This window comes from Allobosea sp. (assembly GCF_017308015.1).
GTDB lineage: Bacteria > Pseudomonadota > Alphaproteobacteria > Rhizobiales > Beijerinckiaceae > Allobosea.
On record NZ_JAFKFW010000006.1, the window covers coordinates 61,995 to 78,473 of the forward strand.

At 65.4% G+C, this 16,479-nt stretch carries 14 protein-coding genes; 4 read left to right on the plus strand and 10 right to left on the minus strand.

The genetic code is table 11. From position 1 onward, the window contains the following. Positions 1-101: 101 nt before the first annotated feature. The 4 genes from J0I42_RS07110 to J0I42_RS07125 all read right to left on the minus strand — a co-directional run bounded on the left by J0I42_RS07110 (position 102) and on the right by J0I42_RS07125 (position 4,655). The gene (locus J0I42_RS07110; RefSeq protein WP_291654124.1) at positions 102-1,112 is read right to left on the minus strand and encodes a Gfo/Idh/MocA family protein; all 1,011 of its coding nucleotides are present in this window, start codon (positions 1,110-1,112) and stop codon (positions 102-104) included. 11 nt (positions 1,113-1,123) lie between these two features. After that, positions 1,124-2,146 carry a Gfo/Idh/MocA family protein gene (locus tag J0I42_RS07115; RefSeq protein WP_291654125.1) on the minus strand — a complete coding sequence of 341 codons (1,023 nt, stop codon included), beginning with the start codon at positions 2,144-2,146 and terminating at the stop codon, positions 1,124-1,126. Positions 2,147-2,148: 2 nt separating this feature from the next. After that, positions 2,149-3,324: an extracellular solute-binding protein gene (locus J0I42_RS07120; RefSeq protein WP_291654126.1), complete on the minus strand. Its 1,176-nt coding sequence runs from the start codon at positions 3,322-3,324 to the stop codon at positions 2,149-2,151. Positions 3,325-3,470: 146 nt separating this feature from the next. Beyond that, positions 3,471-4,655, minus strand: a complete 1,185-nt coding sequence (locus tag J0I42_RS07125) for an ROK family protein (RefSeq protein WP_291654127.1) — start codon at positions 4,653-4,655, stop codon at positions 3,471-3,473. A gap of 116 nt (positions 4,656-4,771) precedes the next feature. Between J0I42_RS07125 and J0I42_RS07130 the strand changes: the two genes are divergently transcribed. From J0I42_RS07130 to J0I42_RS07140, 3 genes are read left to right on the plus strand one after another with little or no spacing between them, the layout of a single operon-like run. Continuing rightward, positions 4,772-5,518 carry a glucosamine-6-phosphate deaminase gene (locus tag J0I42_RS07130; RefSeq protein WP_291654128.1) on the plus strand — a complete coding sequence of 249 codons (747 nt, stop codon included), beginning with the start codon at positions 4,772-4,774 and terminating at the stop codon, positions 5,516-5,518. 2 nt (positions 5,519-5,520) lie between these two features. After that, a complete protein-coding gene (locus J0I42_RS07135; protein ID WP_291654129.1) occupies positions 5,521-6,555 on the plus strand; it encodes an amidohydrolase family protein in 1,035 nt (344 codons plus the stop codon). A gap of 33 nt (positions 6,556-6,588) precedes the next feature. Then, complete coding sequence (locus tag J0I42_RS07140; protein ID WP_291654130.1) at positions 6,589-7,782, plus strand: extracellular solute-binding protein; 1,194 nt, start codon at positions 6,589-6,591, stop codon at positions 7,780-7,782. 106 nt (positions 7,783-7,888) lie between these two features. Here the strand turns inward: J0I42_RS07140 and J0I42_RS07145 are convergent, their stop codons facing one another. From J0I42_RS07145 to J0I42_RS07165, 5 genes are read right to left on the minus strand one after another with little or no spacing between them, the layout of a single operon-like run. Further along, entirely contained in the window at positions 7,889-9,550 is a 1,662-nt protein-coding gene (locus J0I42_RS07145) for an ABC transporter ATP-binding protein (protein ID WP_291654131.1), read from the minus strand. Beyond that, a complete protein-coding gene (locus tag J0I42_RS07150; protein ID WP_291654253.1) occupies positions 9,547-10,365 on the minus strand; it encodes an ABC transporter permease in 819 nt (272 codons plus the stop codon). Before J0I42_RS07150 ends, J0I42_RS07145 begins: the two co-directional genes overlap by 4 nt. A gap of 50 nt (positions 10,366-10,415) precedes the next feature. After that, positions 10,416-11,360, minus strand: a complete 945-nt coding sequence (locus J0I42_RS07155) for an ABC transporter permease (RefSeq protein WP_291654132.1) — start codon at positions 11,358-11,360, stop codon at positions 10,416-10,418. 60 nt (positions 11,361-11,420) lie between these two features. After that, positions 11,421-12,962 (minus strand): ABC transporter substrate-binding protein, encoded by a 1,542-nt coding sequence (locus J0I42_RS07160; RefSeq protein WP_291654133.1) that lies wholly within the window; start codon positions 12,960-12,962, stop codon positions 11,421-11,423. 29 nt (positions 12,963-12,991) lie between these two features. Then, positions 12,992-13,876, minus strand: a complete 885-nt coding sequence (locus J0I42_RS07165; protein ID WP_291654134.1) for an alpha/beta hydrolase family protein — start codon at positions 13,874-13,876, stop codon at positions 12,992-12,994. A gap of 170 nt (positions 13,877-14,046) precedes the next feature. Between J0I42_RS07165 and J0I42_RS07170 the strand changes: the two genes are divergently transcribed. Continuing rightward, positions 14,047-14,709 carry a GntR family transcriptional regulator gene (locus J0I42_RS07170; RefSeq protein WP_291654135.1) on the plus strand — a complete coding sequence of 221 codons (663 nt, stop codon included), beginning with the start codon at positions 14,047-14,049 and terminating at the stop codon, positions 14,707-14,709. 188 nt (positions 14,710-14,897) lie between these two features. On the opposite strand, the gene J0I42_RS07175 is transcribed toward J0I42_RS07170, so the two are convergent. Next, positions 14,898-16,451, minus strand: a complete 1,554-nt coding sequence (locus J0I42_RS07175) for an ABC transporter substrate-binding protein (RefSeq protein ID WP_291654136.1) — start codon at positions 16,449-16,451, stop codon at positions 14,898-14,900. Between the last annotated feature and the right edge of the window lie 28 nt (positions 16,452-16,479).

Below are 16,479 nucleotides of genomic sequence, written 5' to 3' on the forward strand. Positions count from 1 at the left end.
AGCGGGGCGAAGAGAGGACCGGGGAACAGACTTCACTGGGCGACCTTCAGACATCGACTCTTGGAGCGTCATAAACCGCCTGCGAGTCAAGGATGTCGCATTCAGGCGCTGCACTTCGCATTCTTGAGGATGTCGTCGACCAGCCGCTGTGAAGCGAGAGCTTCCTCGCCGGTGACGACGGGGTCGCGGCCCTGCTCGATCGCGTCGAGGAAATCGGCGATGACGGCGCGGTGGGCGTCATGCGGGAAATCCATGATGTTGGCGCCGCTGCCGGTAGAGCCCTCGGCTTCGACGATCTCCTCGCGCCCGTCGAGGAAGGCGAGGCGCAGGCGCCCGCCGATCAGGGCGGCAAAACCCCTGGTGCCGGTGATCTCGATGCGCTCGGGATAGCCGGGATAGGCGGCCGTGGTCGTCACCAGCGTGGCAGGAGCGCCATTGCCGGTCTCAAGCAGAGCCGAGACATAGTCCTCGGTCTCCATACGATGGAGGGCGGTGGTGCGAGCCTGTGCGGCGACGACCTTGGAAACCCCGACCAGCGAGCGGAACAGGTCGAGTGAATGGATCGCCTGCGTGAGCAGCACACCACCGCCATCGCGGGCAAGCGTGCCACGGCCGGGCTCGTCGTAGTAGCTCTGCGGACGCCACCAGGGAACGGAGAGGAAGGCGGCTTCGATCGTGCCGAGCTCGCCGGAATCGAGCGCGGCCTTCAGGCGCAGGCTCGCTGGGCGAAAGCGATGCTGGAGCGTCACACCGAAGGTCTTAGCCGTCCGGCGGGCGGTATCGACGAGGCGCTGGCCGCGCTCGCTGGTCAATTCCAACGGCTTCTCGACGAGAACATGTTTGCCGGCTTCAAGGCAAAGTGCGGAGACGTCGAGATGGCTCGAAGGCGGCGTCAGCACAATGCAGGCGTCCACGGCGGGATCGGCCAGAACCGCGTCGAGGTCGGTCGTGGTCGGGAAGGGGAATTGCCCGGCATAGGCCTTGGCCCGTTCCGGTGTGCGGCTCACGGCCCAGCGCGTATCGGCGCGATCGGCGAGGTCGAGCAGGCTTTTCGAATGCGGCAGGGAGGCGGGGCCGAGCCCGATCACGGCGATGCCGAGCTTGCGTGTCATGACGGATGTCCTCAAGCGCGAGCGGTGGGTTTTGCCGGCAGCCATGCGGCCTTGGTTTGCGCCTCCAGCGCGAGCCGGCAGACGGTGAAGGCGTGGCGCTGGCTCATCGCGGTTTCGCTGCGGGCAGCGATATCGGCGACGAGGTTGCGGAAATAGGTCAGCGGCTCGCTGGAGGCATCGATATGGCGGGTGCCGGCCTTGTCGATGAGGAAGACATGGTCGGTGCCGGGGCGGCCGGCGATGTCGACATATTTGCGCAGCTCGATCGTGCCCTCGGTGCCGAGGATGGTGAGGCGCCCGTCGCCCCAGGTCGGCAGGCCGTCGGCCGTGAACCAGTCGACGCGAATATAGCCGCCGGCCCTGTCACTGCGCAGCAGAATCTCGCCGAAATCCTCGAAATCGGGGAAATCCGGCCCGCCGAAATGGCCGACGCCCGAGGCGACGACATCCGCATCATTCGAACCGGTGAAATGCAGGAACTGGTCGATCTGGTGCGAGGCAATGTCGGTGAGGATGCCGCCATAACAGCGCTTGTCGAAGAACCAGTCCGGCCGGATCGCGCGGTTGAAACGGTGCGGGCCCATGCCGAGCGTCTGCACGACCCGGCCGATCGCGCCGTCGGCGATCAGCTTGCCGGCGATGAGCGTCGCCGGGACGATGAAGCGCTCGGAGAAGCAGATCGAGAAGATGCGCCCGGTCTGGGCTACCGCCCGCTCGACAGCGGTGAGCTGGTCGAAAGAGGTAACGCCGGGCTTGTCGACCATCACGTCCTTGCCGGCCCGCATGGCGCGGATGGCGATGGCAGCGCGTTCCGCCGGAATGGCGGCGCAGACGATCAAATCGATCGTAGGATCGTCGATCAGCCGGTCGGCGGTGCTTTCCGGCAGATCGGGAAAGCGCTCGCGGAAGCCCGAGAGGACGCGCTCGTCGCTGGTCGTGGGATCGAAGCCGACGCAGGTCGCGCCGGCTTCGAGGAGACCACCGACCATATGGTAGATATGGCGGTGGTCGAGGCCGATGGCGGCGAACTTCATCGCTATTGCGGCGCGCCGTGACCGACGCCGATTTCCTGGTCCCAGCGCCGGAAGGCGGCGACGAGACGCTCGGGCGTCAGCGGCGGGCGGGTCGGCAGGCTGGTGATCAGCCCGTCATATTCCGGCCGGCCGTATTCGGCGAGGATGTCGCGGCTTTCCTGCGGCGCCATGGCGAGCGTCACGCCCTTGATCGCCGGTCCCGGATAGAAATAGCCCTTGTCGTAGGTCACGGCCTGGGCCTCGGGTTTGAGCATATAGGCCATGAGGGCGACCAGCGCCGGCAGCTTGTCGGCCGGGACGCCCTTGGGGATGCACATGAACTGGGTGTCGGGAATCCAGTGCGTGTTGGCGAGGACGAAGACCTTGGCCTCCTTCGGCACGATGCCGAGGACGCGCGGGTTGATGTCCCAGCCGAGCGTCGAGACGATGACGTCACGGGTGCCTTCGCCGAGTTCCTTCATCGTCGCGGCGGTGCCGCCCGGATAATAGTCGACACCGGTACCGAGCTCCTTGAGATAGGCCCAGCTCTTGTCCCAGCCCTTGATCGGGTCGGTCGGATCGGCATCGCCAAGGATGTAGGGCAGGCCCATGAGCCAGGTCCAGCCGGGACCGGAATTCACGGGGCGAGCATAGGTGAAGCGCTTCGGGTTCTGCTTGACATAGGCGAGCAGCTCCTCGGCCGTCTTCGGTACGGTCTTGAGGCGCTCGGGCGCATATTCGAAGAGCGGGCCGGAGGGCGAATAGACCACCGCGACGCCCTCGTTCTGGCCGAAATTGCGCTGCATCATCAGCGCCTGCTCGTGATAGACCTCTTCCGGCTTCGGCAGGTCCTTGGCATGGGACTTCCACACATCGACCCAGAGCCCCTGCTGGATACCGTCCGACATGGCGCCGGGGCCGGTCAGCACGAGATCGATGTCGACGCGGTTGGCCTGCTGCTGGGCCTTGAGCTTCGCCGGCAGCTCCGGCGAGGGCGCGCGCGAGAAGTTCAGGCGCGAGATCAGCTTCGGATTGTCCTTGGCGAATTTCTCGATTGCCGCCTGCGTGAGCTGAAGATTGCCGGCGACATCGATGATGTTGAGCGCGACGGGCGCGCTCTGCGCCAGCGCTCCGCCGGCTTTGAGCGCAGCGAGGCCGGCTGCTCCGGCCATGACGGTGCGACGTGTCGGATGGGTCATGATCTCTCCCTGAGGTGTGCTCTCTTGTGCGATGCCGTCAGCGGCATCCGGAGCATTTCACTGGGATACTAGTGCACCACGTTAGGGCGTGCCAGCGCATTCCGCGGCATGGCAGGCATCGCGCGACGGCATGGGGATCTGGGGAATCAAACCTGTCCGAGCAGCAGCGCTTCGGTCGCCCGGCTGAGCAAGGGCGCGGCAGCGCCGTGAATTTCATAGAGATGGCTGGCTGGCACGCCGGCGAGATCGGGCACGGCAAAGCCGTCCATCGTGCCTTCCGCGCGGAACAGCGTGTTGAACCGCGCCCAGAGTTGCGGATTGGCGGAAAAGGGCCCGCTTACCCATATGCGAGCGGGAAAAAGCATGCGGCAGGCGTTTGCGAGCGCGCGCGAGAGCAACCCGGCCGCCATCTCGACACCGGGCAGTGCCAGCAGGTCGAGGCCGGCGAGCTGTCGGGCAAGTCGTACTTCGTCCTGGTCGAGATCGGGCCAATGCCGGCGCAGCGTGGGAAGCAGCGACCAGAGCGCGGCGCCGGTTTCTAGGCAGGCGGTGTTGCCGCAGCCGCAGCGTCGTCCGTCCAGCGCCGTGAGCCGCCAATGGCCGATCTCGCCGAAGGAGCCTGTCGGCGCGAAGGGCTCGCCATCGACCGCATAGGCGAGGCCGACGCCCCAGCCCCAGTGGAGCAGGATCGTGCCGCCCGCGAAATTCTCGGGCTCGCGAGCGGCGCGAGCGCGCAATTCGGCATCGAGATTGCGGCAGATCGTGACCGGGCCCGCCACGGGTTCGAGGACGGATGCGATGTCGAGCCCGCGCATGCGCGGCCAGCGCGAGGCCAGAAGCCATTGGCCCTGCTTCAGATCGATCAGGCCGGAGAGCGAGACGGCCGTTCCGGCATGACTCATCCCCGGCGGCATCGCGTCGAGGAGGTCGCGTGCGAGCTCCGCCATCACGGCGGCGATCGCGGCATTGTCGGCATCGCCCGAGATGGTGCGGCGGCGTTCAGCGACGAGATGGCCGTTGAGATCGACCAGCGCGCCGGAGAGAGACTGGCTGGAGACATAGATGACGGAGGCGCCGATGCGGCGGGTATGCGCGACGAGGATCGCCGGGGGCCGCCCGCGTCCGCTCGCCTCACCGACGGCCTCGATGACGAGACGGCGCGCGATGAGGTCACCGACGACGCGCGAGACGCTGGTCGAACGCAACTGCAGGATGCGGCCGATATCGGCGCGGGAATGAGCTTCGCCGTTGAGGATCAGCCGGTAAATCCGGGCGCAGTCCCGGTCATGGGCGAGCGCGAGGCGGGTTTCGTCGAGCGTCAGCAGGGACAAGGCGGACTCTATTCGGAACGGTTGCGTTCAAAATTAATCATTGCGTTTCGAGCGAAGCTTCATAAGCTCGGGTCTAGAATATCGGAAAATTTCTGGCATAAAAGGTTCAAAATTCGATGATCGAGATGCATGTCGCCTCCGACAAGGACGAGCTCGGCCGGCAGGCGGCGGCGCTGGGCGCCCAGGCGATCCGCGACGAGCTTGCCCACCATGGTGCCGCGGCGATCATCGTGGCGACCGGCGCCAGCCAGTTCGAGATGCTGAACCATCTCGTCGCGGCCGAGGGCATCGACTGGTCGAAAGTCACCGCCTTCCATCTCGACGAGTATGTCGGCCTGCCCGAGAGCCATCCGGCGAGCTTCCGGCGCTATCTGCGCGAGCGTTTCATGGCGCCGCTGAAGAATGCTCCGACCTTCGTCCCGGTCGATGGCGAAGGCGACGCGGCTGCGGCGGTGAAGCGGCTCAACCGGCAGATCGCCGGCCAGCGCATCGCCGTCTGCTTCGCCGGAATCGGCGAGAACTGCCATCTCGCCTTCAACGATCCGCCGGCCGATTTCGACACCGAGGAGCCCTATCTCGTCGTGGACCTGGACGATGCCTGCCGCCAGCAGCAATTCGGCGAGGGCTGGTTCCCGAGCTTCGACGCAGTGCCGCGGCAGGCGATCTCGATGAGCGTCCGCCAGATCCTGAAGAGCGAGCTGATCGTCCTGTCGGTCTCCGACACGCGCAAGGCGGCGGCCGCGAAGGCGGCGCTGGAAGGGCCGGTCAGCAATCTCAGCCCTGCCTCGATCCTGCAGACGCACAAGCGGACCGTGCTGTTCATCGATCCGCCGGCCGCCTCGCAGCTGACCCGGAAGGGCTGACCATGCACACGCCCGGCCTAATCGATCTCCAGGTGAACGGCTTTGCCGGGCTGGATTTCAACTCCGGCACCATGACCCCGGCCGACCTCGACCGGGCGCTGGAGGCGATGCTGGCGACGGGCGTCACCACCTGCCTGCCGACGATCATCACCGCGCATCCGTACGAGCTGGAAGAGCGTTTCCGTGCGCTCGACGCCGCGGTGAACGGCAGCCGGCTCGGGCCGCTGATGTGCCCGGGCTATCACCTCGAAGGCCCGTTCCTGAACCCGGCGGCCGGCTATTGCGGCTGCCATCCGCCGGAGGCGATGACGGCTGCCACACCGGACCTCATCGCGCATCTCGAAGGGCTGTTGTCGCGGCCGATCCTGATGGTGACGCTGGCGCCTGAGATCGAAGGCGGCATCGCACTCGCCGGAGCGCTGGCTCGCATGGGCAAGGTCGTCGCGATCGGCCATTCCGCCGCTGATTTCGACGTTGTCGCGGCTGCGGCCGATGTCGGCGTCACGCTCTCGACCCATCTCGGCAATGGTTTGCCGCAGGACTTGCCCAAGCTGTCGAATTCGCTCTTCGCACAGCTCGGCGAGGATCGGTTGATGGCCGGCTTCATCGCCGATGGTATCCATCTGCCTCCGAAGGCGCTGAAGAGCCTGATCCGGGCGAAGGGTGTCGAGCGCTCGATCCTCGTCACCGACGCAGTGGTGGCAGCGGGCGCCGCGCCCGGTCGCTACAGCTTCGCGGGGATGCCGGTCGAGCTCTCCGCTGACGGCTCGGTGCATCAGGTGAATGGCGGGTCGCTGGCAGGCTCGGCGCTCAAACTCGACGACGCCATCCGTAACGTCGTCGCCTGGGGCATTGCGACGCCCGGGGAGGCGGTCGCGATGGCCTCTACCCATGCGCTGGCCTGTATCGCCGATGCATTGGCCGAAGCCCGAATCACCTTGCCGGAGAGCGCGATCGACTGGTCGCCGGATCTCCGGGTTCGCAGCGTGCGCATCGGTGACGAGCGCCGTGATTTCGCTGCTGAAGCAGCGGCCTGAAGAATGTCATCAACCAATGAAAAGGGGAGAAGCATGAGTGAATTTTCGAAAGGCGTGGATCGCCGCACCGTTCTGGGCGGGCTGGGCGCGCTGACCCTAGGCGGGAGCGGTGCCTTCGCCGCCGTGCCGGCGCTGCCTTCCGCTCCGGTCGGCATCAACATCATCGATGTCGGTGGGGCGCTGGCCCTAATGCAGCAGGCCTTCGACGACTACCGTACCGCCAATCCGAAGCTTGTCTCGCGGATCACCTATGTGAAGGCGCCGGCGCCGGAGCTGGCGAGCAAGATCAAGGCGCAGCAGGATGCCGGGCGCTCCGATCTCGACCTCGTGCTTACCGGCTCGGACGGTCTGGCGGCTGGCCTCGAGCAGAATCTCTGGCTCAAGATCTTCCCGGATTTTGCCGAGAAATTCCCGAATATCGAGCAGAATTACGAGCCGGCGGCGCTGAACCTGCACAAGGTTCAGGGCGCAGGTTTCGGCACGGTGGTGAACTACTATCCGTCCGGGCCGCTGCTCGAATACATGCCGGCGCGCGTCAAGCAGGTGCCGACCACGGCCGAGGAACTGCTCGCCTGGGCCAAGGCCAATCCCAACAAGTTCATGTATGCGCGCCCGACCAATTCCGGTCCGGGCCGCACCTTCATGATGGGTCTGCCCTATATCCTCGGCGACAAGGACCCGCAGGACCCGGTCAATGGCTGGGACAAGACCTGGGCCTATCTGCAGGAGATCGGCGAGTACATCGAATATTATCCGGCGGGCACAGGCGCGACGATGAAGGAATTCGGCGACGGTTCGCGCGACATCATCATCTCGACGACGGGCTGGGACATCAATCCGCGCGCGCTCGGCATCGTGCCGAAGGAAGCCAAGATCCAGACGCTGAAGGGCTTCCACTGGGTCTCGGACGCTTTCTTCATGTGCGTGCCGAAGGGCATCCCCAACGATCGTCTCGCCGTCGTCCTCGACATCATGGCGCACGTGCTGACGCCGAAGATGCAGGCCTATTCCTATGACGAGGGCTATCTCTATCCGGGCCCGGCGGTGAAGGACGTGCCGCTCTCGCTGGCGCCGAAGCGCAGCCAGGAGGTGATCGCGGAGTTCGGCCGGCCGGAATATGCCGACCTGATCGCCAAGAACCCGATCGAACTGCCGCTGAAGCCCGACAAGATGGTCGTCGCCTTCCGCAAATGGGACGAACTGGTCGGCGCCAAGCGCAAGCGCTGATTGATGCCATGTCTTCGCTCTGCCCCGCAGCGGAGCGAAGGAAAGGCCCGGAAGCCATCGACGGTGCCGCCACCGAAGATGGCTTCCGGGCCTTTCTGTTTCAGCTTCAGCCCGTGATCGCCTTGTCGTTCTCGGCACGGCGCCAGAAGAGCCTTACCCCGCCTTCTGCGGTGCTCTCCAATCCCGGGACGGCCGCGAGGAGCTTCTGGGTATAGGGGTGTCTCGGATTGTCGAAGATGTCGTCTCTGGGGCCTTCCTCGACGATGCGGCCATCCTGCATGACGATGACGCGGTCGGCGACCTGCTCGACCACGCCGAGATCGTGGCTGATGAACAGGCAGGAGAAGCCGTGCTTCTTCTGCAACTCGTCGAACAGCTCCAGGACCTGCGCGCGGACCGTCACGTCGAGCGCCGAGACCGGTTCGTCGGCGATGACGAAGCTCGGCCGGCGCACGATGGCGCGGGCGATCGCGATGCGCTGGCGCTGGCCGCCCGAAAGTTCGTGCGGATAGCGTTCGGCGAAGCCCTCGCCCAGGCCCACCTCGGTCAGAACCTCGGCAACGCGCGCCTTGCGATCGGCCGGGCTCATGTTGGGGACGAGCCTGAGCGGCTCGGCGACGAGCTGCTGGATCGTCATGCGCGGATCGAGCGAAGAGTAAGGGTCCTGGAAGACCATCTGGCAGTTCAGCCGATAGTCCCAGTAGGCGGCATCGCTTTTTTCGATGGGCTTGCCGTTGAAGCGGATTTCGCCGCCGGCGGGCTTGACGAGGCCTGCGATCGACTGTCCGAGCGTGGTCTTGCCGGAGCCCGAGCCGCCGACAACAGCGACGACCTCGCCCGGCTGCACGTCGATGCTGATGCCGTGCAGCGCGCGCTTCGCCTGTTCCTTGCGGAAGAAGCCCTGCCGGCCGGGGTACTCGACGATGAGATCGCGGACCGCGACGATCGGCGTCTTCACTTCCGGCAGGGCGCGCGCCGGCAGACGGTGGGGCATCGCCGAGAGCAGCTTGCGGGTATAGGGATGCTGCGGCCGGGCGAGAATGTCGTCGCTCAAGCCCTGCTCGACCACGTCGCCCTGGCACATCACGACGATGCGGCTGCAATAGCGCGCGACCATGCCGAGATCATGCGAGATCAGCAGCACGGCGGTGTCGTTGGCCTGCGTCAGCTCGACCATCAGCTCCATGACGTCGCGCTGGACGACGGCGTCGAGCGCGGTGGTCGGCTCGTCGGCCAGCAGCAGCGCGGGCTTCAGCAGCATCACCGAAGCCAGCATGATGCGCTGGCGCATGCCGCCGGAGAACTGGTGCGGATAGGCGGTGAGGGCCCCTTCCGGATCGCGCAGGCCGACGCGCTTGAGCATGTCGAGGATCAGTGCCCGGCGCTGGCTCGCGTCGAGCTTGCGGTGCAGCGCCAGACCCTCGTCGAGCTGGCGCCCGATCAGCATCGAGGGGTTGAGCGAGGTCATCGGCTCCTGGAAGACCATGCCGACCCTGGAGCCGCGCATGGTGCGCAGCGCCTTTCCGTCCATGGCCATCACATCCTGGCCGTCGAAGCGGATGGTGCCGCCCTCGAGCCGTACCGCCGGCGGGATGAAGCCCATCACGGCACGGGCCGCAAGCGTCTTGCCCGAGCCGGACTCGCCGACGATGCCGACGATCTCGCCGGGGAAGACCTGGAAGGAGACGTCGTTGACCACGGTGCGGCCGGAGCCGCCGATCTTCAGGGTGAGGCCGGCGACATCAAGGAGCGGGGCAGTTTTGGTCATCGCGAGCCCCTCATCCGCGGGTCGAGCCGGTCGCGCACGGCGTCGCCGAGCAGGTTGATGCCGAGCAGGGTCAGCGAGATCGCGAGGCCCGGGAAGATGCCGAGCCAGACCGCCTGGCCGATATAGGGTCGCGAGCCCGCCAGCATGTTGCCCCAGGTCGGGGCCGGCGGCGGCACGCCGAGACCGAGGAAGGAGAGCGCGCTCTCCGCCAGCAGGACGTAGCCGAACATCGATGTCGCCAGCACGGTCAATGGCGCGATGCAGTTCGGCAGGATGTGGCGGGCCATGGTGAAGCCCTCGGAGTTGCCCATCACGCGCGAGGCCGCGATGAACTCGCGCTCGCGCAGCGAGAGCACCGTGCCGCGCACGACGCGGGCGACCGAGGGCGTGTAGGCGATGCCGAGCGCGACGATGATGCCGTATTTGTTGGCGCCGACCACCGCAAGCAGGCCGAGCGCCAGCAGGATGCCGGGGAAGGCCAGCAGCGCGTCGTTGAAGGCCATGATGATGCGGTCGGTCCAGCCGCGCATATACCCGGAGAACAAGCCGATCGTGGTGCCCATGATCACGGCGAGCGTCACCGTCAGGATGCTGATCCAAACCGAGGTCGCCGCACCCGCCATCAGGCGCGAGAGCACGTCCCGGCCGAATTCGTCAGTGCCCAGCCAGTGCAGGGCGGAGGGTGCCGCCAGCTTCTCGCGGAAGGAGAGCTTCAGCGGGTCGTAAGGCGTCCAGAGAGCGCCGGTACCGGCCGTCAGGAGCAGGAGCGTAATCAGCGTGCCACCGACGATCGCATTGGGAGCGGGGAGCTTCATGCGGCGGGTCTTCTTCATGGTGCCGCCCGTGCTCATGGTGCTGTCGCTGCTCATTGCGCCGTTACCCTTGGATCGAAGACCGGGTAGCAGAGGTCGATGACGAGGTTCACCAGCACATAGGTGAAGGCGACGAAGAGCATGCAGCCCTGGATGACCGGATAGTCGCGGGCGAAGATCGCATCGACCAGCAGGCGCCCCAGTCCCGGGATGGTGAAGACCGTTTCGACGACCGCGATGCCGCCGAGCAGGTTGCCGAGGACGAGGCCGATCAGGGTCCAGGTCGGGCCAAAGGCGTTCTTGAAGGCGTGGCGCCAGAGAACCGCACTCTCCGAAAGGCCCTTGGCGCGGGCGTGGGTGATGTAGTCGAGCCGCAGCACCTCCAGAGTCGAGGCCCGCGCCATGCGCAGGATCACGCCGATCTCGTGGAGGAACAGCGTCATGATCGGCATGACGAGGTAGAGGATGCCGGCCCAGGGGTTCTCGGCGATCGAGACATAGCCGACGACCGGCAGCCATTCGAGCTTGAGCCCGAAGAACAGCAGGAGCAGGAGACCCAGCCAGAAGGTCGGGATCGAGAGCAACAGCGTCGCGGTCGCGACGAGGCCAAGATCGAGACTTGAATTCTGCTTCCAGGCGGCGATGACGCCAGCCGGCACCGCGACGCAGCTCGCCAGCAGAACGGCGACGAGCACGATCTGGGCCGAGACCCAGAAGCGCTGCAGGATCAGCGGCAATACCGCCTGCTGCGACGAGATCGACTGGCCGAAATCGCCGCTCAGAACATTACCCATCCAGATGCCGAACTGCATTGGCAGCGACTGGTCGAGCCCGAGCCGCGCCCTGAGATCGGCAAGGCTCGCCGGCGTCGCAAGGTCCCCCAGCATCAACTGGGCCGGATCGCCCGGAATCAGCCGGATCAGCACGAAGACCGAAACCGCTACGATGAGCAGCGTCGGCAGTGCCATCCCTATCCGTGTCAATGCAAAGCGGAACATCGAAGGCCCTCCCAAGCCTCAGAGCCGACCCCGCCGGGAGGCAGGGCCGGCCTTATCGTCTCACTTCGAGACGCTGACCTCCCAGAGGCGCAACTGGGATGCCCAGGGCGTCACGCCGCTCACCTTCTTGGAATGGGCGATGATGTCGAGGTCGTTATGGGTGAAGATCGTGGGTACCTCGTCGATAAAGCGCTTGTGCAGGTCGTCGAAGATTTTCTGGCGCTCGGCCGTGTCGGTCACCACCATCGACTTCTGGATCAGGGCGAGCGCCTCCGGCTCCTCCCAGATCTTGCGCGGCTGCTTGTCCTTCGGGCCGGCGATCTGCTCGAAGCCGAGCGCGGGGTCGAAGCGGCTCGAATAGGAGAAGGACTGCATCTGGTAATTGCCCTTGTTGTAGCGATCCAGCTGCGTCGCCCATTCCAGGACCTCGATCTCGGCATTGATGCCGGCCGCCTGCATCATCGCCTGGGCGATGACGGCGGTGTTGAAGCTCGGCACCGAGGAGCGCTTGTTGGCGAGAATCACGATCTTCTCGCCCTTGTAGCCGGCCTTCTGCAGCAGGGCCTTTGCCGCTGCGAGATCGTATTTGAAGCCCTGCTTTTCGACGTCGCCGTAGTATTTCGAGGTCGTGTAGACGGGCGAGTTGTTGGGCTTGCCGAGGCCATTCGAGACATTGGCGACGAGTTCGGGGAAGTCGATCGCCGCCGCGATGGCCTGGCGCAGGGCCTGGTTCTTCATCACGGGATCGCGCGTCTGGATGATCAGGCTGTGCCGGACGGGGTTCGGCGCGATCGCGAGCGTCAGGTTCGCGGCCTTCTTGAGGTCGGGCACGTCCGATTCCGGCATCAGCGCCATATCGAGCGAGCCGGCGAGGAGGCCGGCCTTCACCGTCGCCGCGTCGGGGATGACCATGAAGCGGGCTTCCTTCACCAGCGGGCGCTTCGAGCCGATATAGCCGTCGCGCTTGTCGCCCTTGGGCGAGGCATATTGGTCAAAGGCGAGAAGCTGGACCGACTGGGCGCGCTTCCACTCGCCGAGCATGAAGGGGCCGGTGCCGATCGGCTTGTCCCAGCTATCGTCGGCCTTGACCGAGTCCTTGTGGATCACGGCCGTGCCGCCGCAATCGGCGCGGGCGAGCGAGTCGAGGAAGAGGCCGTTCGGCTCGTTGATCTCCATCACGACGGTGTCGGCATCCGGGGTCGAGATCTTCTCGACCTTCAGGCCGTTACGCCCGTCGAAATCGGAGAGGCAGCGCCAGTCCGTCTTCGGGTCCATGTAGCGGTTCCAGCTCCACAGCACGTCGGCCGAGGTCATGGTCGCGCCGTTATGGAACTTCACGCCCTTGCGAAGGCGGAACGTGTAGGTCTTGCCGTCCGGCGAGATCTCGACTTTCTCCGCCAGCAGCGGGCCGACCGAGCCGTCCTCGGCATAGCCGACGAGACCTTCGACCATGTGCAGCACGACGGAATCGGTGTTGCCGTCGCGATTGACGCCCGGATTGGTCGAGCGGATGTCGGCATTGAGCACGGCCGTCAGCGTCTGGGCCTGCAGGGCGCCGGCCGAGAGGGCGAGCGCAGCGGCGGAGACAAGGAAGCGCTTCATGATGTTTCCTTTGTTGTTATTGCGATTGTTCAGCCGGCCTTTCGGCCGGTACGGATGCGGCGAAGCTCGCCGGCGAAGAAGTCTTCCACGACGGGCACGACCTTGACGCCGTCATGCGGCGTATTCGGCACGAGGTCGAAGCGGGCCTCGATGCCGTTTGCGGCGAAGTTGTCGCGCAGGCTCGCGAGACGTTCCGGCCGGTTGGTGCCGGCATGGTTGGCGTCAGGCATCCAGTTGCGGCCGCCCGGCTTGTGGGTGATCTCCCAGGTCTCGAGATCTGCCGCACCGACCACCATCTGCACTGCGACCTGCTTCATCGCGGGGATGTCGAGCGGCTGCCCGAAGAGCTCGGCGAAGTTACGGGTGCCGACCCACCAGTCGCGGCTGGGGTCGAGCAGGGTGACCGAACCCGGCGCACCGATCGAGACGCCCCAGAGCTTCCCGGGCTGCAGCATCAGGAACCGATGGGCGAAATGGCCGCCACCGGAATAGCCGAACAGGCCGAAGCGATCGAAGGCGATGCCATAACGCTCGGAAACCTCCGCGACGATGGCGAGCAGCACATGGTCATAACGGAGGTTGCCTTCGCGCATGTACTTGAAGCCGTCGCGATTGCCGTCGCCCAGTACGCCGATCGGGAAGAGCGGCGCCAGGATGATGCAGTTGTTCCAGCGCGCGAAGGACGAGAAGGCGTCGCGATAGCCGGTGAAGCCCCGGCCGGTGCCGTGCATCGCAACGATCAATTCCGGCTTCTCGCCGCCCTGGCCCAGCGTCGACGGCACATAGAGGCAATAGGGGAAGCGCGGGTCGTGCTTCGAGGCATAGATCGAGGTCGGGCCGTATTCGTAGAGCGCCCTGGCGCGTGCGGCCGCCTCGGAGTCGGGCTTGGCGGTCTGTTCTGCCACGGCATTCACGGGCGTTCTCCTCTGGCGAAATTATTGGCGCCAATTATGTTGCATGGTATGGTTGGGTTCGCAACCACCTTCTTCCGCGCCGTGCGAATCCTGCTTGGGCATTGCTTCGGCGCATTTTCTTCACGCAAACCGGTGTCCACTTCGCTCGAAAATGCTTTAGAGAGCCCGTCATGACCGAGCGGAAACGCAAGAACACCAGCACGCGGCGCGCCATGCTCGCCAACGAGATCGCCCAGGCGATCCGCCTGCGCGCATTCAGGCCCGGCGAATGGCTGCGCCAGATCGACCTGGAGGAGCGCTTCGAGGCGACGCGGTTCGATGTGCGCAGCGCGCTCGACGAGCTCGCCGTGCGCAAGACCATCGAGCATGTCCCGAACCGGGGCTATCGGGTCGCCGAAGTCGATATGAAGACCTATGAAGAGATCCTGGCGACGCGCATCATTCTGGAAGGTGCGACGGCAGAGGGCGTCGTCGCCCGCATCGACGACGCCGCCATAGCGCGGCTGGACGCGCTCGCGGCGCAATTCTCCGTCGCGGTGACGACCGGCAGCCGGACCGAACAGAGCGAGATCAACCGCGCCTTCCATCAACTCATGTATTCTTTCTGCGGCAATGCCGTGCTGGAGGAGATGATCTGGGGCCTGCGCGACCGCGGACGCGGCTCGCAGATCACGGTGTGGAGCTCGCATGAACTGCTGCAGAAGAGCGATCGCGAGCATCTCGAGATGATCGCAGCCCTGAGAGCGCGCGATGCGGAGCGACTGGCAGCCCTGATCGCGATCCATATCATCAAGGGGGCGCCGGTCGGCCCGGCTCCGATCGAGCCAGGCTGAGCGACCATCGTCATGTGGCGATGACGAGGTCGATCGGTCCGTGCCGGCGCCTTGCCGCCAAAGAGCAGGGGTGCCAGGGCAGAGGCCGAAACGCCGACCTTTCCCGTTCCCTCGTCGTCCTGCTGTTTCGGCATGCCCGTTGGGGCATGCCGTCCTGTCGGACGCCATGAGGCCGAAGTGACAGGTCGTTATTGGCCGACGCTGACTTCCCAGGCGCGGGGCAGCGAGCTCAACGTCGAGACATAGCCCTGGGTCTTGCTGCTGATCGCGCCGCCGACGATGCCGTTATAGAGCATCACCATTGGAACTTCGGCGATGAAGCGCTTGTGTAACTCGTCGAAGATCTTCTGACGCTCGGCCTTGTCGTTCACGACCATGGACTTGTCGAGCAGGGCCTGCACCTCCGGGTTGTCCCAGAGCTTGCGCGGTTGCTTGTCCTTCGGGCCGGTCATCGACTCGTAGCTCAGCGCGGGGTCCATGCGGCCCGAATAGGGGAAGGCCTGCATCGTGTAGTTGCCCTTGCTGTAGCGGTCGAGCTGCGTCGCCCATTCCAGCACCTCGATCTCGATATTGAAGCCGACCGCCTTCAGCATCTGCTGGGCGACCACGGCGGCGTCGAAGCTTTCCGGGTAGCGCTTGTTGGCGAGCATTACGATCTTCTCGCCCTTGTAGCCCGCATCTGTCAGGAGCTTCTTGGCGGCGGCGGGATCGTATTTCCAGCCCTGCTTCTGGACCGGGCCGTAATAGGCGGAGAGCGCCGGCACGATCGAGTTGTTGGGCGAGCCGATGCCGTCGGTGACGGCGCCGACCAGTTCCCTGGAGTCGATCGCCGCGGCCATAGCCTGGCGCAGCTTGACGTTCTGCAGCAACGGGTCGCGTGTCTGGATGATCAGCCCGACCAGACCCATGCTGGAGACGACCGAGGTCTTGACCTTGTCGTTTTTCTTGAGCTCGGCGATATCGGTGTTGGCGATATCCGGAACGATATCGATGTCGCCCTTCAGGAGAGCGGCCTTGGCGGTCGCATTGTCGGGAATGACGAGGAAGCGGACCTCGTCGACCAAAGGCTTCTTGGCGCCGGTCAGGCCGTCGATCTTGCCGGGCAGCGAGGCGTAGTCGGCGAAGCGCTCGAGCCGGATGTATTCGCCGCGCTTCCATTCCGCGAACTTAAACGGGCCGGTGCCGACGGGCTTGTCGAAGGACCCGTCGGCCTTGATCGAATCCTTGTGCAGGATGCCGGTCATGGCGCAGTCGGTGCGGGCGAGCCCGGCAAGGAAAAGCGCGCTCGGCTTGTCCAGATCGAAGACGACGGTCCTGTCGTCGGGCGCCGACACTTTCTCGACCTTGACCTGGCCGCGGCCGTCGAATTCCGAGAGGCAGCGCCAGTCGGTTTTCGGGTCCATATAACGGTTCCAGCTCCACAACACGTCGGCCGAGGTCAGCGGGGCGCCGTTATGGAACTTCACGCCCTGACGCAGCGTAAATCGATAGCTCTTTCCGTCCGGAGAGATATCGATCTTCTCGGCCAGCAGCGGCTTCGGCAGAGCGTCCTCGCCATAGGCGACAAGGCCCTCGACCATCTGCACGACGACACCGTCGGTATTGGCGTCGCGGTTCACGCCCGGATTGATCGAGCGGATGTCGGCACGCAACTGGATCTTGAGTGTGCTCGCATCCGCAGCCTGCACGAGGCCGCCGCAGAGCAGTGCGGCAGCGAGGGCGGTGGTGGTGGTTTGGCGCATCCTGTTCCCCTGTTGTTTTCGGTTGTGA